The sequence below is a fragment of the Chitinophaga qingshengii genome (assembly GCF_014529935.1).
Classification (GTDB): Bacteria; Bacteroidota; Bacteroidia; order Chitinophagales; family Chitinophagaceae; genus Chitinophaga; species Chitinophaga qingshengii.
Genome location: NZ_JACVFC010000003.1, coordinates 976,404 through 994,162, shown reverse-complemented (window position 1 = coordinate 994,162; position 17,759 = coordinate 976,404). Strand labels below are relative to the sequence as shown.

Here is a 17,759-nt window from a genome sequence, read left to right as displayed (position 1 = left end):
TGATACTTGTATCGTTCCTGCTTTGGCCCGTAATTCGTATTTTCACGTAAAACCATGTAGTATGTCCGGAACTTTCTCAAAACTGAAGAATGCCTATCATCTGCTGAAGAGCATCGATTTTAAAATGCTGGCAAAGCTCTCTGAAAAAGTAGATCTGTCGCAGGTGATGGCCTCTGTCGCTAAAATGGATGATAACCAGTTGAATGGCCTGATGAAGATGTTGACCAGCAGAGGCAGCAAGAAAAAACTACCGCCCATAGAAGGGGACTTTTATGATATCGGCAGCCGCTTAAGTGCGGAAGACAGGGCGTTGCAGTTGAAAGTACGCGCTTTCATGGAAAAGGAGATACAACCTATCGTGAACGAATATTGGCTGAAGGCTGAGTTTCCGTTTGAAATCATATCGAAGTTCAGGGAACTGAATATTTGTGGCGTCACCTACGATGGTTACGGTTGCCCTAACCGCAGCTACCTCATGGAAGGTATTATAGCCATGGAAATGGCCAGGGTAGATGCTTCCATTGCAACGTTCTTCGGGGTACAGAGCGGTCTGGCGATGGGCTCCATTTATATGCTGGGCTCCGAAGCACAAAAAGACGAGTGGTTGCCGCGTATGCAGCAGCTCGAAACCATCGGCGCTTTCGGTCTCACTGAGCCGGAAGTAGGCTCCGGCGCAGCTGGCGGTCTCACTACCACGGCTAAACGGGAAGGTGACACCTGGATACTCAATGGGCAGAAAAAATGGATCGGCAACGCCACCTTTGCCGATGTGATTGTGATATGGGCCAGGGATGTGGATGACAACCAGGTAAAAGGATTCCTGGTGCGCAAAGGTACACCGGGCCTTGCTGTAGAGAAGATGCAGGATAAGATGGCGCTGCGCATTGTACAAAACGGTCTTATCACCCTGAAAGACTGTCGCGTGGCCGAAACCGACCGCCTGCAGCGGGCCAATAGTTTCCGTGATACCAGTAAGGTACTCCGCATGACCCGCGCCAGTGTAGCCTGGGAGGCAGTAGGGTGCGCCCGTGGCGCCTATGAAAATGCATTGGCGTATACCCGTACCCGTGAACAGTTCGGGAAACCGATTGCTTCTTTCCAGCTGATACAGGGACACCTCGTAGAGATGTTGTCCAACCTGACGGCTATGCAGACCATGGTGTTCCGCCTGTCGGAGATACAGGACGAAGGCGCTTTGAAAGACGAACATGCCTCCCTGGCCAAAGTATTTTGTACGCTGCGTACCAGGGATGTGGTACGGGGTGCCCGGGAAGTGATGGGAGGCAATGGTATCCTGCTGGAATATAATGTGGCCCGCTTTGTGGCCGATGCAGAAGCCATTTATTCCTACGAAGGCACCAAGGAAATCAATTCCCTGATTGTAGGCCGCGCCATTACCGGGTTTAGCGCCTTTGTATAAAAAATCAGAATCTTTTTTATAGATTTAAGGGCTTCGCTGGCAGGACCGGTGAAGCTCTCACTATTTTAAAAATCCGTTATGAATTCATCGAACCGTCGAAATTTCCTGAAAAACGTATCTATGGGCACACTGGCCGCTGTCAGTATCCCCAACATTGTATCTGCTGCCGTATCTGCTGAGAAAGGCAAAAAGCTGACCCTGAAAAAAGAAGGTGTGATCCTTTTCCAGGGCGATTCCATCACCGATGTGGGACGTAAACGCGATGCCATGGACGCCAATAACGGCGCTGCCCTGGGTGGTGGATACCCACACCTGGTTGCGGCCAACCTGTTGCTGAAAAGAGCCGGCGATAATCTGAAGTTCTACAACAAAGGTATCAGCGGAAATAAGGTGTTCCAGCTGGCCGACCGTTGGGATGCCGACTGCCTGCAGCTGAAACCGGATGTGTTGAGCATCCTGGTCGGCGTAAATGATTTCTGGCATACGCTCAATGGCAACTATAAAGGTACTTCCAAAGTGTACCGCGACGACTTCGATAAGCTGCTGGACCGCACCAAACAAGCATTGCCAGATGTGCAGCTGATCATCGGGGAACCCTATGCGGTAAAAGGTGTAAAAGCCGTAGACGACAAGTGGTATCCTACGTTTAACGAGTACCGTGCTGCCGCCCGCGAACTGGCCGATAAGTATAAGGCGGTCTTCATACCTTACCAGGCTATTTATGACAAAGCCCTGCAGACGGCACCTGCTGCCTACTGGACCCCGGACGGGGTACATCCCAGCATTGCCGGTGCACAGCTGATGGCCGAAGCCTGGCTGCAATGCGTCAAATAAAATTTTACAGGCGCGTAAAACAACCATCGTTTTACGTGCCTGTGTTAACTGAAATTCCCGTTATGAAACCATTTATTATCTTCATCGTGCTGCTTGCACCATCTATCATGATACAGGCCCAACGCAAAGAAACCATTCACATCTGGCCCGGTGCGGTACCGGGTGAAACAGCTGCCCGTCACGCTGCTACGCCCACGCCGGATACCAGCCGGGGCGTTATCCGGCTGACGGATGTGACCGATCCTATCCTGGAAGTATATCCCGCCAACCCGGCTCACGCTAAAAACGTAGGGGTGATTGTTTGTCCGGGTGGTGGCTACAGCATCCTGGCTATCAACCTCGAGGGCTATGAAATTGCGCAATGGCTCAATCAGCTGGGATATACCGCTTTTGTGCTGCAATACCGGGTACCGAAGAAAGAAGCCGGCGCCCTGCAGGATGCACAACGGGCTTTACGGGTAGTACGCAGCCGCGCCAAAGATTGGAAACTGGATCCTGAAAAAATAGGTATGATGGGCTTTTCCGCCGGAGGTAGCCTGACAGCGAGGGTGGCTACGCAATATAACGTAAAGGCATATACGCCAGTGGATAAGGCCGACTCTCTTTCGGCCCGGCCGGCTTTCGGGATGCTGGTGTATCCGGCTTATCTCGACAGGGGAGAAGGGCATAAACTGACTCCCGAACTGATCCTGACTAAGCAAACGCCCCCCATGTTTCTTTTTGCTACTGCCGATGATCCTCATGGCAACAGCGCCCTTGTGATGGCCGGCGCCCTGCGGGATGCCGGTGTGCCCGCTGAGTTGCATTTTTATGCCAAAGGCGGACATGGTTATGGTCTTCGTCCCGGCAATCCCGCTGCGGAAGTATGGCCGGCACTGGCAGCGAAATGGCTGCAACAGCTTAACATCCCATAATCCTGTAAATATCTTCCCGGATTATATAAAGTTTTCGGTGGCATATTCGGCAATTTTACAACAATTAAAACACACAGTTGTAATAGTTAAAACCGGGTATTGTTATGGAAAAGCACCAACATATGCATATGCACATGGACCATGATCATCACGATCGGGAACCGGAATATCACGGTCAAGGGCATACGGAACACGCTGAACATACTTCACATAAAGAACAACCTTCCCATCATGAACATCAGGAGCATGCCGGTCACGGTGGTCATGCGGGGCATGACCATCAGGCAATGATCCGTGACTTCCGGCAACGGTTTTATGTGGTACTGGTCCTTACCATACCCGTTATGTTGTTGTCAAAAATGATCCAGCATTGGCTGGGATGGCAGATTAGTTTTCCGGGAGATAATTATGTTTTGTGTGCGCTTTCTACCGTTATCTTTTTCTACGGTGGCTGGCCTTTCCTCTCCGGCTGGTGGTCTGAAATGAAAATGCGCAACCCCGGTATGATGACCCTGATCGGGTTTGCCATCACGGTTGCTTTTATATATAGCGTGGCTACCTTGTTCGGTTTGCAGGGGATGGACTTTTTCTGGGAACTGGCGACGCTGATCCTGATCATGCTGCTGGGGCACTGGATTGAAATGAAATCCGTAGCCGGCGCTTCCCGCGAACTGGAACTACTGGTGCAGCTGATGCCTTCGGAAGCCCACCTGGTAGAAGGCGGTAACATCCGGGAGGTGAAAACGGATAGCTTGCAGCCAGGTAATATCGTTTTGATAAAACCCGGTGAAAAAGTAGCTGCCGATGGTACGGTAACGGAAGGCAATAGTTATCTCAATGAATCTATGTTGACCGGCGAATCCAAACCGGTGAAAAAAAATATAGGCGATAGGGTTATTGCCGGCTCCCTTAATGGTAACCAGGCATTGCATATAAAAGTATCGCACAATGCGGCGTCCTCGTATTTGTCGCAGGTAATTAAACTGGTCAACGATGCGCAACAGGCGAAGTCCGGCACCCAGTTACTGGCCGACAAAGCCGCCCGCTGGTTAACGCTCATCGCTATCACAGCAGGTATCGCCACTTTTGCCTACTGGCGTATCGACGGGCAGTCTATTTCATTTGCTATGGAACGCATGGTAACCGTGATTGTGATCTGTTGTCCGCATGCGCTGGGCCTCGCTGTTCCCCTGGTAGTAGCCCGCTCCACCACCGTGGCGGCTAAAAACGGATTGCTGATCAAAAACAGAACTGCTTTTGAAAACGCCCGCAAAGTTACGACCCTGGTATTCGATAAAACCGGTACTTTAACCGTTGGGAAATTCCAGGTAGTAACACTCGAAAGCCTTGATAGCCGCTACAATCAGCAAGAGATACTGTCGCTGGCGGCCGCGGTAGAGCAGCAGTCCGAACATCCCATTGCTACCGGCATTGTGGATAAAGCCCGCTCCGAAAACATACAGATTCCCGCTGCCAGCGATATGCAAGCCATGGCCGGCAAGGGTATCAGCGCTACGATCAACGGGAAAACAGTACAGGTGGTAAGTCCCGCTTACGTAAAGGAACAGTTCCCGCAACAACCTGCCGTTACACAACAGGATACCGGCACCTTGTCTTTCGTGATCGTTGACGGTCAACCGGCCGGCTATATTGTACTGGCAGATGAAATCAGGCCGGAGTCCCTGCCTGCCATTCAGGCGCTGAAAAAAGAAAACATCGCCAGTGTATTGCTCACCGGAGATAACAAAAAAGTTGCTGCCGCCGTAGCACAACAGCTGCAACTGGATAACTATATCGCGGAAGTACTGCCGCATCAGAAACTGGAAGAAATTAAAAAACTGCAGGCGGCAGGGCAGTATGTGGCTATGACTGGCGACGGCATCAACGATGCGCCGGCACTGGCGCAGGCAGATATAGGCATCGCTATTGGCTCCGGTTCCGATATCGCCGCGGAAACAGCTGGTATTGTGCTGGTCAACAGCAACCCGCAGGATATCGTTAGCCTGATTCGTTTCGGAAAAGCGACCTATCGTAAAATGGTACAGAATCTCGCCTGGGCTACCGGTTACAATGTAATTACCATGCCGTTGGCCGCCGGTGTATTGTACCACTGGGGCGTGCTGCTAAGTCCCGCTGCCGGTGCGGTTTTGATGACAGTAAGTACGGTGATTGTGGCGATTAACGCCCGGTTATTGAAATTGTAAATTCCCTGCAGGACTACGATTGATTTGCTTTTCCAGTAAATATTTCTATAAATTTGGCAGAGATGTTTCTAAAAACCTGTTAATATGGGAATATTTGATAAACTCCGGAATGAATTTATTGACATTATTGAGTGGACAGACCCGTCCGCGGATACCATTGTATGGAAGTTTCCCCGCTACCAGAATGAAATAAAAATGAACGCCAAACTGACGGTGCGTGAATCGCAGGTGGCTGTTTTTATGAACGAAGGTAAAATAGCGGATGTTTTTCAGCCGGGCATGTATACACTGACAACACAGAACATGCCTATCCTGACCACATTACAGGGATGGAAATACGGGTTTAACAGCCCTTTTAAAGCGGATGTGTTTTTCATCAGCATGCGGCAGTTCACCAACCAGAAATGGGGTACTAAAAACCCGGTGATGTTGCGCGATGCAGAATTTGGCCCGCTGCGCCTGCGCGCTTTTGGTAGCTATGCCTTCCGCGTGAGCGATGCTGCGATGTTCCTGAAAGAAATCGCCGCTACCAACCCGGAATACACCGTAGATGGTATCAACGAGCAATTGCGTAACCTGGCTGTTTCCCGCGGTATGGACGCCATTGCCGAGGCTAAAATCCCGGTGCTGGACCTGGCAGCCAAATACGATGAGGTTTCTCAGCTGATCACGGATAAAATACGGCCTGAGTTCAATGAACTGGGACTGGAACTGACCAAGTTCCTGATTGAAAATATTTCCCTGCCGCCTGAAGTAGAGGAAGCGCTGGATAAACGCAGCAGCATGGGCATCGTGGGTAACCTGGGCGCCTATGCGCAATTCCAGGCTGCCAACGCGATGGAGAAAGCTGCGGAAAATCCATCCGGCGGCGGACTGGCAGCTGCCGGTCTGGGGGCCGGTATGGGCGCTGCCATGATGGGACAGGTGGGCAACGTATTCCAGAATAACCAGGTCAACCAACAGCAGGCTGCCGGTGGAGGTGCTGGTACGCCGCCGCCGTTGCCAGGTACAGAGCCTTACTTTGTGGCTGTAGGTGGCAAACAGGCTGGCCCTTACAATATGGATCAGCTGCGCCAGCTGGCCGCTTCCGGCGACCTGCAGCATCAAACGCTGGTATGGAAAACAGGTATGGCAGCCTGGACTGCCGCGACTGCGGTACCTGAACTGGCGCCGGTACTGGCTACTATTCCACCGCCATTACCCTGATCATTAATCTTCTTATACGCATGATACCCGGCTGTTGAAGCGCGGGTATCATGCGTAACGCTTTATAACATTCCTATGTCTTTTGAGGAAAAAACCAAGGAAACGGTGTCCTCGCTGAAATGTCAGAACTGTGGCGCCATATTGCACTATGCACCCGGTACCAACAGCCTGAAATGCGAGTATTGCGGTACCGTTAATACCATCGAAGAGAACGTCATACCACAAGGTATTCACCCGGTTGATTACGGCACTTTTATCGCCGATCTGGAACGTCATACAGAAAACACGGAACAGGCGGTGGTAGTGAAATGCGGTAACTGTGGCGCTTCTACTACCATGTTACCTAACGTGACGTCCGATGCATGCCCGTTTTGCGCATCGCCGCTGGTGGTGCAGCAGGGCGACGCAACGGCAATGCTGCAACCGCATTATGTCTTACCTTTTATAATCAATGATAAGGATGCGGGAACACTCTTTCAGCAATGGATGGGCAAACTGTGGTTTGCACCGTCCGACCTGGTGAAAAAAGTAAAGGATACTTCCTTCCGGCAGTTGAAAGGAATCTACATCCCGCACTGGAGCTACGATACAGATACGTCTACTACTTACACCGGTCAGCGCGGAGAGTACTACTATACAACGGAAACCTACAATGTGGAAGTCAACGGGAGAACGGAAACCCGTACCCGGCAGGTACGTCATACCGCCTGGTACCCTGCATCCGGGCGAGTAGACAATATTTTCCGGGACGTACTGGTGTCTGCCAGTCCTTCGTTGCCGCGCAAAATGGCGGAAATACTGGAGCCCTGGCACCTGGACCAGCTTAAGGCCTACGATGGCCGCTACCTGAGCGGCTTCCGGTCAGAATTGTACCAAACCAGCGCACAACAGGGTCTCGCTATTGCACAACAAAGAATGGATCCGGTCATTTGTGACGAAATACGCAGCGATATTGGTGGTGATGAACAATCGATCAGCCACTATGATATTGACTATAACAACCTCGGCATAAAGTATATCCTGTTGCCCGTATGGTTGAGCGCTTATCGTTATAACAATAAACTATACCACTTCGTAGTCAATGCCAGTACCGGCGAAGTAACGGGAGACAGGCCTTACAGCTGGACGAAAATCGTTGGTCTGATCCTCGGTATCATTGCCGCCATATGGTTCCTCTACGAATGCTTCGGTAATCAACAATAGTATCTTCTTTAACTGCCGGAATATTTCCGGCAGTTTTCTTTTACATAATGGGGAAAAGCCTCTACAGGCAATCGCCCGCTTTCAATTATCCCTTATTGACCTCTTCCTTGTAACATAGCCTTCGGGCTTTATTCTAAAGCTTCTGTCTGCCTTTAATTTTTTGTCAATCCTTTTGAGGCGATTCTGTTTTAAAACCCAATAAAATATCTCTGGCTATGAAAAAGATCACCTTTATGGCGGCTGCACTGTTGGGTACCTGGATGTTGTCGTCCTGTGGTAACAATGCCCGTCACCAGGAGACGCCGGTAGATTCGGCGAAAGCTGCCAACAAAACAGATAAAGCGGTAGATCCGAAATCTGCGGACTTTGCTGTAAATGCCGCCAATGGCGGCATGATGGAAGTAGCATTAGGTAAGCTCGCTCAGGAGAAAGCGGTAGACCCGCGTGTGAAGGCCTTTGCAACGATGATGGTAAATGATCATACCAATGCCAATAACGCGCTAAAGGTCATCGCAGAAAAACGAAACCTCACCTTGCCTGCTGAACTTTCTGCAGAATCAAAGAATTTTCTCGACAGGCTAAGCAAAAAAAACGGGAAGCAGTTTGATAAGGAATATATACGCGAAATGGTGGATGATCATGATCAGGATGTAAAAGATTTTGATAATGCGGCCAACAACCTCGAAGATGTCATCTTGCGGGAATGGGCGAGGAAAATGCTGCCCACGCTGATGATGCACCAGGATTCGGCCAGAGCCATCAAGGATTCTCAATGATCTTTGATAATTTATAGGAGGACTGAATGGGGAAAAGCCTCTACGACAAAGCATCCGCGGCCGTTTAGCCGTTAAGGTGACCTCTTCCTTGCAAACGCACGAAGCTACAAGGCTTGGCGTTCAGGGCATCGGCATGGTATTTTTTTTGTCAATAGATCATGGAAACCCATTATAAACCTCATAAATTTCTGTGATCATGAAGAGAACAATCTTTTTTGTAACGGCTGTGTTAGGGACGTGGATGCTGACATCCTGTAACAGTAATACACGTAATCCCCAGAACGAAAAGCCGGTAGATTCTGCGCAGGATATCAATGAAACAGTGAAACCTGTTGACAACAACTCATCTGAATTTGCCGTAAAAGCAGCGAATGGCGGCATGTTGGAGGTACAAATGGGGAAACTGGCACAGGAAAAGGCCCAGAACCCAAGAGTAAAGGCATTTGCTACGATGATGGTCAATGATCATTCAAAGGCAAATGATGAACTGAAGGAACTTGCGACGAAGAAAAACATCACGCTGCCGGCTGAATTGTCCACTGCTTCAAAAGATCATATCGATAAACTTAGCAAAAAGAGCGGAAAGGACTTTGATAAAGATTACATGGATATGATGGTCAATGACCACGATGAAGATGTGAAGGAGTTTGACAAGGCTGCTGGTAGTCTGGAAGACATGGATCTGAAATCATGGGCCGGCAAAACATTACCTACTTTGCGAACACACCAGGATTCAGCGAAAGCTATTAAATCAGCCCTTAAGTAATCAATAAATAACAGCGACGAATTACGGACGGGAGTACCCAATCATTCATTGGTGGCCTCAAAATCCGTAATTCGTTGTTTTAAAGCAGGTCGTTGTATTCAGGATGCCTTTTCATATAGGCGTGCACGTAAGGACACAGTGGTTTTACCTTCAGATGATTTTCTCTCGCATAATCCAATACATACTTCGCCAGTTGTGAGGCGATACCTTTGCCTTCCAGTTCTGGTGGCACCTCTGTATGGATATAGGCAATGCCGCCCGGAAAAAGTTTGTAGACAATAAAGGCGGTATGCCCGTCTACAACAGTTTCAAACTGGTGTTTGGTGGTGTTTTGCTGAATAGTCAGTTCCATAATTATTGATTGTCTTTGTATCCGTTAGTAATGTGGGTACCGTCGCAGTAGGGCATATTGGCTGAGCTGCCGCACCGGCACATGGCGGTTACCCTGTGTTGCCGGGTTTCTTCACCGGCGGCGTTTTTAGTCACGATATTACCATATATCAGGCGCGGACCGTTGGGTACCGTTTCATCCAGACTGCTCGCGGAAATCTCTGCGGCATCGCTGGCGTCTTTATCCAGGTAATAGGTGAGGGCGCCGGAAGGACATCTTTTTACCACCTCGATGATCCGTTCGGTAGTACTGCCTTCTGCATTGATCCAGGGTTTTGCCTTGGGATCAAAAACTTCCGGAAGGCCGTGGAAGCATATTTCGGAGTGTTTGCACACTTCCGGCTTCCACACGATGGTGACTTCGCCATTGCTGTATTTTTTGGTAATCTCTTTCATATCAATCTTCTTTGGTATTGATAATTACGGGGTTGGTAAGCACTTTATGTATGGGGCAGGCATGGGCTATTTCCATGAGCCTTTTTCTTTGCGCTTCGTCCAGATTGCCGGTGATGTGTACCAGGCATTCGATCACGGTGGTCTGCGGATCGGGCTTGGCTTCACTGTTGAACCGAAGCTCGATATCTATTTTTTCTACCGGCCATTTTTTACGGGCTGCATACATTGTCAGCGTAATAGCGGTACAGGAACCGAGACTGCTCAGCAGCAGCTCACCGGGATTGGGGCCTGTATCACCGCCGTTGATATCTGCTGGTTCGTCGGCCAGCCAGCGGTGATCTCTGGCTGCAATAGAAACCTGATACGGGATTCCTTCGATACTTACTTTTACTTCTTCGTCCATGATGTGGTGGTTACCGGAAATTTTCCTTTACCCAGCCTGCGGCCAGGTCAATATCCTGTTGTGTTAAATTATGTCCTGTGTTGATGTCGTGGCTGCTTACCTGAAAGCCGTTGGCGCTCAGCAGCGTAGCATAGGCGGCGGTGGCAGCGGGATTAACGGTGCCGTCCATTTTGCCGGAACTCATAAATACAGGCTGTTGGCGGCTGGTTTCGAACGGATCTTCAATGCCATGCAACGGCTGCATGGGCCTGAAAAGAATAGCGCCTGCCAGTAGTTCCGGGTACAGCATGAGTACGGCTCCGGCAATATTGGCGCCGTTGGAATAACCGGCGGCCACTATCTTCTGTACATCAAATCCTTCCTTGTCAGACAGCTCCCGCAGGAAGTGCACCATCTCGTGTGTTCTGAAATGTACGTCCGGTTCGTCAAATACACCCATGCCAAGGCGACGGAAAAAACGGGGCATACCATGTTCCTGTACATTGCCACGGAGGCTTAGTACATGAAAGTCTTTTGCCAGCTCAGGGGCCAGCGGCAGCATATCCTGTTCGTCGCCACCGGTGCCGTGCAACAACAATAACGTGTAGGCGTCTTTGTTGGCTGCCGGCTGGTAGATATATTTCATGGGTTTAAAATCCATCTTAATCGAGTTTTATAAGTTTCTGTTCTATCTCCGCGCGTTGCGGCTCAAACTGTGCGGGCAACATCAGATGCGTGCCCAGCTGGTCTACCGGTTCGTCTACGGTAAAGCCGGGTGTGTCGGTAGCCAGTTCAAACAATACGCCGCCTGGTTCCCTGAAATAAACAGAGCGGAAATACTTACGGTCCAGCTGCTGGGTAGCATGAAGGCCCATGGCTTCTATCTTTTCACGGTAGTGTTCCTGCATGGCATCATCTTTCATCCGGAAAGCAATATGGTGAACACTGCCACCTGCTACATGTCCGCGAGGTTCTCCCTTGGCTTCCACCAGGTCTATATAGTTGGCAGTATCACCGGCCGGACTCACAAAACGGTAGCGGTTAGCCAGATTTTTTTCGAGTTTATAACCAAAAACAGATACCAGCAGGTCAGCCGTAGGCTGAATATCCTCCAGGGTGAGCGTCACATGGTGGAACCCCCTTAATGCATGGTCAGCACTGATGGCATCGGTTACCCACGGCTCCCGGTCGTCGGTTTTCTCTGCAACAGTCAGCTCTATCTTTAACCCGTCAGGATCCAGGAAAGTCAGGTATATTTCCCCGAATTTGGAGGACGGCTTGTTATAGATCATATTGGCTGCTTCCAGGCGTTTCTGCCAGAAATCAATACTGCCTTCAGGGATGGAATACCCGATCTCTGTGGCCATGTGGGTACCTCTTCTGCCTGCCATGATATCTTCCCAGGGGAAGAAAGTCAGGATAGTGCCGGGAGTACCGGTTTTATCGCCATAATAAAAATGGTAGGTATGTGGGTCATCGAAGTTGACGGTCTTTTTTACAAACCGTAATCCCATCGTTTTAGTATAAAAATCAAAGTTCTTTTTAGCATTACCGGAAATAGCGGTAATGTGATGCAGTCCTGTTATTGCTTGGTCCATACCTTTTATATTTTGGAATTTTGGGATTTTCGATTTTTTGATTTCGGGGATTGATCAGAGCGAAGATGGAGTATTCGCTGCATTCTAAATCCGTAAATCCATAAATCGAAAATCCCAAAATGATTTTATTGTTTCAACAATTGTATTTCGCCGTGTAATCTCACTTCGTCACTTACCATTACACCACCGGCTTCTGTGGTGGCATTCCATGTCAGCCCGAAATCTTTACGGTTGATTTTTCCGGTGATGGTAAAACCGGCTTTGGTATTGCCCCACGGATCTTTTACGACACCGCCGAATTCAACGGCCAGTTTGATGTTTTTGGTGATATTACGGATGGTCAGATCGCCATAAAGGTCATAGGAACCGTCGTTGTCCACACTTTCACTTTTGGTGGCTTTGAAAGTGATATTACGGAACTGGTTAACGTCAAAGAAGTCCGGAGAACGCAGGTGTTTATCGCGGTCGGCACTACCGGTGGTGATAGAGTCAACGTCTACGGTGGCGGAGGCGGTGGCAGTGAGAAAATCTTCCCCTTCCGTTTCGGCGGCTACCTGGAAATCGTTAAACCTGCCGGTAACGTTGGTGATCATCAGGTGTCTGATTTTAAATGTCAGTTCACTGTGAGCGGGGTCGAGTACCCATTTTGTCTTTGCCATAGATGAAGATGTTTTGTTTGTGATAAATATGAATAATGTTATTGTTAATGCAAATGTCCGTTAAAGCACAGGCGGTAAAAATGGATTAAATAAACATAACGATGTACTTTTTTTTGTTGTCCTGCAGATCATGCGTGTATGATGGGTTTTTCATGCATAATATAAACATTATGCATGAAAAATTGTTTAAGTGTGTTGATATTCAGGTTAATCCGGATGAAAAGATATCTTATGAAACATCTCCTGTTATTAACATTCCTGCTGCCACCGATGTTTGCCAACGGACAGGAGAAAGGAAAACAGCTGACGTTAAAAGCCTGTTATGAATTGGCCCGGCAGCGCAATGCGCTTATAAAACAGGCCGAACGTTCCCTGCAGGCCAGAGAATACGCTTTACAGGCCGAGAACCGTGCCTATTTTCCTAAAGTAGACCTGCTGGCGGGGTACAACTACCTGGGGAAACCGCTTGAAATCAACCTGCAACAGGTAAAAGACGGGGTGGTGAATGGTTCCGCCGCTCAAAGCGTGAACACTGCCAACACCGTTTTCCAGCAGATCACCGGGCAACCTTTGCCACAAAATGTGCAGGAGGTGATCTCTAACGCTACCAAAGGATTGATCAACGCTTTTTATCCCAACTATAACCCCCAACTGGCCAAACAATCCTATTTCGTGGCAGGGGTAGGCGTAAGGCAACCGATTTACCTGGGCGGAAAGATATCGGCGGCGCAGGACCTGGCCCGCTCCCAGGTGACAGCCGGACAGTTCAATAAACAAGTGGTGGAGCAGGGGCTGTACTTCCTGATCAGTGCCCAATACCTCCGTATTATGTACCTCAATACCATCCTGGCCCATGAGGCGGTAATTGTGGATGCTTTCCGCAAAAACAGGGATTATGCCACGTCACTGAAAGATAACCAGATACTGCCGCCGTATCTGCTCAACTGGGCTAAAGTGTCCTACACACAAGCGGCTAACCGTTATAGTAACCTGGAACTGGAAAAAGAAAATGCCCTGCTGGAAATGAACCAGCTACTGGGCCAGCCGATCGATACCCCTATTTTTATTAGTGATACCCTGCAATACGAACAGGCCGGAACGGGCATGGGGCAGGACACTGCCTTCTGGCGTAATAATCCGGCTTACCGCCTGCTGGAAAGTAAAACCGACCTGGCCAGGGTAGCGGTGAAGGCTACACGCTCTTTGTCGCTGCCCAACTTATTCGCGATCGGTAACGTATCGCTTTACCAGAAAGACCTGCCGGTAACGGTGCCGCCTTGGCTGATAGGCGTGGAACTGCAATGGACGCTGTTCGACGGTTTCCAGCGGAATAAACGTACCAAAGCCAGCAAGATGCTCGTGGAAGAAGCAACGATGGCGGCGGAGAATACCAAAACATCGCTGGAACTGCAACTTCGTGTAGCCACCAACAAAGTGAAGGCTTTGCAACACGATGTAGCCTCGCTGGATAGCGCCCGGCAGCAGGCCCATCTCACCACCACACTGGTAACTGACCGCATGGAAAATCAGCTGTCGTCTGTTAAGGATGTCAACGACGCATTGTTACTCGAAGAAGAAATGCATAAAGTGTATTATACTGCTGTCATGGGCTATTACCTGGCCCTGGCGGAGTACTGGAATATTGCAGGCACACCGGAATATTTTGCCACATACGTTAACAACTAATACATAAGAACGATGTTTAAAAACTATTGGGCCTTGCTGATACCTGTGGTAGTGCTGATCATTGCACTGATCTTTTTTCTGAAAAAGCCCGCTACGGCGGATAACACGGTGATTGGTATGGTAGATGCGGATTATGTGGACGTGGCCGCAGAGTTCCCCGGGCGGCTGGATAGCCTGCTGGTGCAACAGGGAGATACGGTGAAAAAAGGACAGTTGCTGGGAGTACTACGCTCTACGGAAATCAATGCTATCCGTAACCAGGCACTCGCAGCTATTGAAGCGGCACAGAGCCAGCTGCGGTTGCTGGAAAAGGGCGCCCGGCCGGAAGCCATCAAAGCGGCGGATAATCTTTATAACATCACCCAGGAGCAATATAAACTGATGCAGAAAACCTATCAGCGAATGGAGAACCTGTTCAATGATGAGGTCATCTCCGGTCAGGAAAAAGACCTGGTATACTTTAAATTACAGGCTGCCAAAAAAGAAATGGAAACAGCCAAACTGAATATGGACATGCTGAAACAAGGCACGCGCCCGGAGATGTTACAGGCGGCGTCGGCTATCCTCAAACAGGCACAGGAAGGTTATAATCTTACCAAAGCCTTGTCGGATAATACGTATATCCATGCTCCGTCAGATGGGATCATCTCTTCCATGGTGATAGAAGAAGGGGAAATTGTATCCATCGGTTACCCGCTTATCACCCTGCAAAAACCCAATACTTACCATGTCAGGTTTAATATCCGACAGGATGATATGAACAAATTGCCTGTAGGTACCCGTGCACAGCTGGATATACCTGGCTGCAGCCCGGAGAAATTTGAAGCGGTGGTGTATAAGGTAGCACCCTCGCTTACTTTCGCCAATTGGATACCGGTGAAGGAAAAAGGTACATTCGAACTGCGCACCTTCACGGTAGATCTCAAACCTGTTAACCCGTCCGGCTTGCAGGGACTGCGCCCCGGCATGACGGCCGCTCTCAAACTACCATGATACGTTCCATCTTTAACGTTACCCTGCGGGAATGGAAACGTATCCTCACGTTTCCGGTGTATTACCTGGCTATGCTGGTACTGCCGCCGGTATTGTGTTTGTTGTATGCCGGTATTTACAATAAACATTTTGCAGAAGACTTGCCGGTGGCCATCTGGGATGAAGCCAATTCTCCTTTATCCAGGCAGTTTACGTTTATGCTGGAACAAACGGAGAGCATCCACATCACGCAACAGGTACAAAGCGAAGGCGAACTACATGCCCTGTTGCACAATGGTACCGTGATGGGCGCTATTCATTTCCCCCGCCGGATGGATGAGCATATCAAAAGCCGGCAACCGGTTTATATTACCATTTATACCAACGTATCTTATCTGGTGCCGGCCAAACTACTTTACAAAGATGCTGCACAAGTGCTGCTGACAGCGGCGGCAGGCGTACAGCTGCAGAAACTGATGAAAACGGGTATGCCGGCAGGTAAGGCGATGGCCCTGGTGATGCCGGTACAACTACAGTCGTTTACGTTATATAATCCGCGGTACGATTATCAGCAATACCTGGTACCCGGCGTTATCGCCGTTGCCATGCAGATGATGATGATCATGGTGGTGGCACTGGCGCTGAACTATGAACATAAAACCGGTACGATAGAAGCGTTGTATGCTGTCAGCAACGGATCTGCTTCCAATGCTGTCATCGGCAAAACGTTGGCCTATCTCAGCATAGCCTGGCTGGACTATCTCATGATCACGCTGGTCATCTATCCGATATTCGCATCCGGCACGCAATTGTTCAGCCCGGACTTATTTGTCATCTTCACCTTGCTGATGCTGGCCTGTATCAGCATTGGCATGATGGTGTCCGCCATTTTCAAAGACCTGCTGCTGGCCTGCGATGTCGGTATCTTTTATACTTCTCCGGCCTTTGTATTCAGCGGGTTTACTTTTCCGCGCTGGGGCATGCCCTGGTATGACCAGTACTACGCCATGATCATGCCGCTGACACCTTTTGTAGATGCTTTTTTTAAAGTGTATTTTATGGAATTGCCGCTGCGTTATGTACGACTGGAAATGGCGCATATGCTGTTGTTTACGGCAGTGGGGCTGCCTGTTGCCATCCTGTTGTTTCAACGTTCTCTTCAACCTTCAACCCTGCAACATGCCTGAGAAGAAAAACAATATCGGGTATTTGTTCCTCCGGGAAATAAAGCTGATAGCGGGCAACCATAGCCTGTTACTCACGTTGTTGCTGGCGCCGTTGTTTTATGTTTTCTTTTATGGTACTATCTATAGTTATAAGGTAGAAGAAAAAGTAGTGCTGGCAGTGGCTGATGATGACCGGAGCGAGATGTCGCGCATGTTTGTGGAGCAGATGAACAACATGCAGGTGGTATCCGTCATGCGGGCAGTGTCGCTGGAAGAGGCGCAGGAGCGTATGTATAGGGGAGAGGCACAAGGATATTTTTATATCCCGAAAGGGATGCAGGCCAAGGTACTGTCGTTGCAGCAGGCCAATGTAGTGCTGGCCGTCAATGGAGCGCGGTTCCTGCCATCCAGCGAATTGACGGGTGCTATTACCCAATTGGGACTAACGATCGGTGCGGGCGTGCGCCTGCAATACCAGGAAAAAATGGGGCTCAACTCCACCATGGCTTTACAGGAAGCAATGCCGGTAAACATCGACTACCGGCCGTTGTATAATCCACAGGCCAGCTATGGCGGCTTTCTGTTGCCCGTATTGCTGGTGCTGATTCTGCAACAGACGTTGCTGCTGGGCCTCTCCGGCAGCGTGGCCCTGGAAAGGGAAAATAACAACATTGCCCGGCTGGTGACAACGGGTGGGGGACTATCCGGTATGTTATATGGTAAGGCATCTTTCTACCTGTTGCTATACCTGGCATATGCGGCTTTTTTTATGACGGTTAACTATCAGGTGCTGCATCTGCCGTTTCGGGGTAGTTACCGCGACCTGGCCATTATCCTCTTCCTTTTTATCCTCACGCTGATCCCTATGGGTATCTGGATAGGTACGCTGTTTAAGAGTCAGCTGCTCGCCGCTCAGCTGATGGCTTTTTCCACATATCCGTTTTTTCTTATATGCGGTTACGCCTGGCCATTTGAATCCATGCCGCCGTTGCTCCGGGGTTTATCATCCCTGTTGCCGTTGACGCCTTTCGTGAAGGTGTACACGTCGGTTGTACAAACGGGCGGCACCCTTCGGGACCATGCCGGATCAGTGATTCACCTGGTGCTGCTATGGATATTTTACCTTTTGCTGGCATTATGGGGAATAAAGCGGTGCAACAAAAAGCAACAACCTTTATCTTTGTAAG

General features: G+C 49.5%; 18 protein-coding genes. 12 read left to right on the top strand and 6 right to left on the bottom strand.

The annotated features are described in order from the left end of the window. The first annotated feature begins 61 nt into the window (after positions 1-61). From ICL07_RS23865 to ICL07_RS23830, 8 genes are all read left to right on the top strand, one after another. Positions 62-1,420: an acyl-CoA dehydrogenase family protein gene (locus ICL07_RS23865; RefSeq protein WP_188090548.1), complete on the top strand. Its 1,359-nt coding sequence runs from the start codon at positions 62-64 to the stop codon at positions 1,418-1,420. Between the two features lie 78 nt (positions 1,421-1,498). Continuing rightward, complete coding sequence (locus tag ICL07_RS23860) at positions 1,499-2,254, top strand: SGNH/GDSL hydrolase family protein (RefSeq protein WP_188090547.1); 756 nt, start codon at positions 1,499-1,501, stop codon at positions 2,252-2,254. 62 nt (positions 2,255-2,316) lie between these two features. Then, positions 2,317-3,168, top strand: coding sequence for an alpha/beta hydrolase (locus tag ICL07_RS23855; RefSeq protein ID WP_188090546.1), 852 nt, complete (start codon positions 2,317-2,319; stop codon positions 3,166-3,168). A 104-nt stretch (positions 3,169-3,272) separates the two neighbouring features. Beyond that, positions 3,273-5,372: a copper-translocating P-type ATPase gene (locus tag ICL07_RS23850; RefSeq protein ID WP_188090545.1), complete on the top strand. Its 2,100-nt coding sequence runs from the start codon at positions 3,273-3,275 to the stop codon at positions 5,370-5,372. Between the two features lie 84 nt (positions 5,373-5,456). Continuing rightward, positions 5,457-6,578 carry an SPFH domain-containing protein gene (locus ICL07_RS23845; protein WP_188090544.1) on the top strand — a complete coding sequence of 374 codons (1,122 nt, stop codon included), beginning with the start codon at positions 5,457-5,459 and terminating at the stop codon, positions 6,576-6,578. 75 nt (positions 6,579-6,653) lie between these two features. Next, positions 6,654-7,781: a TFIIB-type zinc ribbon-containing protein gene (locus ICL07_RS23840; protein WP_188090543.1), complete on the top strand. Its 1,128-nt coding sequence runs from the start codon at positions 6,654-6,656 to the stop codon at positions 7,779-7,781. 215 nt (positions 7,782-7,996) lie between these two features. Continuing rightward, the gene (locus ICL07_RS23835) at positions 7,997-8,557 is read left to right on the top strand and encodes a DUF4142 domain-containing protein (protein WP_188090542.1); all 561 of its coding nucleotides are present in this window, start codon (positions 7,997-7,999) and stop codon (positions 8,555-8,557) included. A gap of 196 nt (positions 8,558-8,753) precedes the next feature. Further along, entirely contained in the window at positions 8,754-9,323 is a 570-nt protein-coding gene (locus ICL07_RS23830) for a DUF4142 domain-containing protein (RefSeq protein WP_188090541.1), read from the top strand. Between the two features lie 79 nt (positions 9,324-9,402). Here the strand turns inward: ICL07_RS23830 and ICL07_RS23825 are convergent, their stop codons facing one another. The 6 genes from ICL07_RS23825 to ICL07_RS23800 form a co-directional block, all read right to left on the bottom strand. After that, complete coding sequence (locus ICL07_RS23825) at positions 9,403-9,675, bottom strand: GNAT family N-acetyltransferase (protein WP_188090540.1); 273 nt, start codon at positions 9,673-9,675, stop codon at positions 9,403-9,405. A 2-nt stretch (positions 9,676-9,677) separates the two neighbouring features. Next, the gene (locus ICL07_RS23820) at positions 9,678-10,109 is read right to left on the bottom strand and encodes a (4Fe-4S)-binding protein (RefSeq protein ID WP_188090539.1); all 432 of its coding nucleotides are present in this window, start codon (positions 10,107-10,109) and stop codon (positions 9,678-9,680) included. A gap of 1 nt (position 10,110) precedes the next feature. Next, complete coding sequence (locus tag ICL07_RS23815; protein WP_188090538.1) at positions 10,111-10,512, bottom strand: OsmC family protein; 402 nt, start codon at positions 10,510-10,512, stop codon at positions 10,111-10,113. Between the two features lie 10 nt (positions 10,513-10,522). After that, on the bottom strand, positions 10,523-11,152 hold the full coding sequence (locus ICL07_RS23810; protein ID WP_223152075.1) for an alpha/beta hydrolase: 630 nt from the start codon (positions 11,150-11,152) through the stop codon (positions 10,523-10,525). 1 nt (position 11,153) lies between these two features. Further along, positions 11,154-12,089: a ring-cleaving dioxygenase gene (locus tag ICL07_RS23805; protein ID WP_188090537.1), complete on the bottom strand. Its 936-nt coding sequence runs from the start codon at positions 12,087-12,089 to the stop codon at positions 11,154-11,156. A gap of 125 nt (positions 12,090-12,214) precedes the next feature. Further along, complete coding sequence (locus ICL07_RS23800) at positions 12,215-12,748, bottom strand: YceI family protein (RefSeq protein WP_188090536.1); 534 nt, start codon at positions 12,746-12,748, stop codon at positions 12,215-12,217. Positions 12,749-12,979: 231 nt separating this feature from the next. Here ICL07_RS23800 and ICL07_RS23795 point away from each other — a divergent pair, with 231 nt between their 5' ends. Genes ICL07_RS23795 through ICL07_RS23780 form a run of 4 tightly spaced genes read left to right on the top strand, consistent with a single transcriptional unit; the run spans position 12,980 to position 17,758 of the window. Next, positions 12,980-14,434: a TolC family protein gene (locus ICL07_RS23795; protein WP_223152074.1), complete on the top strand. Its 1,455-nt coding sequence runs from the start codon at positions 12,980-12,982 to the stop codon at positions 14,432-14,434. Positions 14,435-14,446: 12 nt separating this feature from the next. Further along, complete coding sequence (locus ICL07_RS23790; protein ID WP_223152073.1) at positions 14,447-15,427, top strand: HlyD family secretion protein; 981 nt, start codon at positions 14,447-14,449, stop codon at positions 15,425-15,427. After that, positions 15,424-16,593, top strand: a complete 1,170-nt coding sequence (locus tag ICL07_RS23785) for an ABC transporter permease (RefSeq protein WP_188090535.1) — start codon at positions 15,424-15,426, stop codon at positions 16,591-16,593. The genes ICL07_RS23790 and ICL07_RS23785 overlap by 4 nt, the downstream gene beginning before the upstream one ends. Next, positions 16,586-17,758 (top strand): ABC transporter permease, encoded by a 1,173-nt coding sequence (locus ICL07_RS23780; RefSeq protein ID WP_188090534.1) that lies wholly within the window; start codon positions 16,586-16,588, stop codon positions 17,756-17,758. The genes ICL07_RS23785 and ICL07_RS23780 overlap by 8 nt, the downstream gene beginning before the upstream one ends. The last annotated feature ends 1 nt before the right edge of the window (position 17,759 follow it).

Excerpts from the sequence above, each read along its gene's own strand:
- ICL07_RS23865 (WP_188090548.1), top strand. The coding sequence starts at position 62 with ATGTCCGGAACTTTCTCAAAACTGAAGAATGCCTATCATCTGCTGAAG.
- ICL07_RS23860 (WP_188090547.1), top strand. The coding sequence starts at position 1,499 with ATGAATTCATCGAACCGTCGAAATTTCCTGAAAAACGTATCTATGGGC.
- ICL07_RS23855 (WP_188090546.1), top strand. The coding sequence starts at position 2,317 with ATGAAACCATTTATTATCTTCATCGTGCTGCTTGCACCATCTATCATG.
- ICL07_RS23850 (WP_188090545.1), top strand. The coding sequence starts at position 3,273 with ATGGAAAAGCACCAACATATGCATATGCACATGGACCATGATCATCAC.
- ICL07_RS23845 (WP_188090544.1), top strand. The coding sequence starts at position 5,457 with ATGGGAATATTTGATAAACTCCGGAATGAATTTATTGACATTATTGAG.
- ICL07_RS23840 (WP_188090543.1), top strand. The coding sequence starts at position 6,654 with ATGTCTTTTGAGGAAAAAACCAAGGAAACGGTGTCCTCGCTGAAATGT.
- ICL07_RS23835 (WP_188090542.1), top strand. The coding sequence starts at position 7,997 with ATGAAAAAGATCACCTTTATGGCGGCTGCACTGTTGGGTACCTGGATG.
- ICL07_RS23830 (WP_188090541.1), top strand. The coding sequence starts at position 8,754 with ATGAAGAGAACAATCTTTTTTGTAACGGCTGTGTTAGGGACGTGGATG.
- ICL07_RS23825 (WP_188090540.1), bottom strand. The coding sequence starts at position 9,675 with ATGGAACTGACTATTCAGCAAAACACCACCAAACACCAGTTTGAAACT.
- ICL07_RS23820 (WP_188090539.1), bottom strand. The coding sequence starts at position 10,109 with ATGAAAGAGATTACCAAAAAATACAGCAATGGCGAAGTCACCATCGTG.
- ICL07_RS23815 (WP_188090538.1), bottom strand. The coding sequence starts at position 10,512 with ATGGACGAAGAAGTAAAAGTAAGTATCGAAGGAATCCCGTATCAGGTT.
- ICL07_RS23810 (WP_223152075.1), bottom strand. The coding sequence starts at position 11,152 with ATGGATTTTAAACCCATGAAATATATCTACCAGCCGGCAGCCAACAAA.
- ICL07_RS23805 (WP_188090537.1), bottom strand. The coding sequence starts at position 12,089 with ATGGACCAAGCAATAACAGGACTGCATCACATTACCGCTATTTCCGGT.
- ICL07_RS23800 (WP_188090536.1), bottom strand. The coding sequence starts at position 12,748 with ATGGCAAAGACAAAATGGGTACTCGACCCCGCTCACAGTGAACTGACA.
- ICL07_RS23795 (WP_223152074.1), top strand. The coding sequence starts at position 12,980 with ATGAAACATCTCCTGTTATTAACATTCCTGCTGCCACCGATGTTTGCC.
- ICL07_RS23790 (WP_223152073.1), top strand. The coding sequence starts at position 14,447 with ATGTTTAAAAACTATTGGGCCTTGCTGATACCTGTGGTAGTGCTGATC.
- ICL07_RS23785 (WP_188090535.1), top strand. The coding sequence starts at position 15,424 with ATGATACGTTCCATCTTTAACGTTACCCTGCGGGAATGGAAACGTATC.
- ICL07_RS23780 (WP_188090534.1), top strand. The coding sequence starts at position 16,586 with ATGCCTGAGAAGAAAAACAATATCGGGTATTTGTTCCTCCGGGAAATA.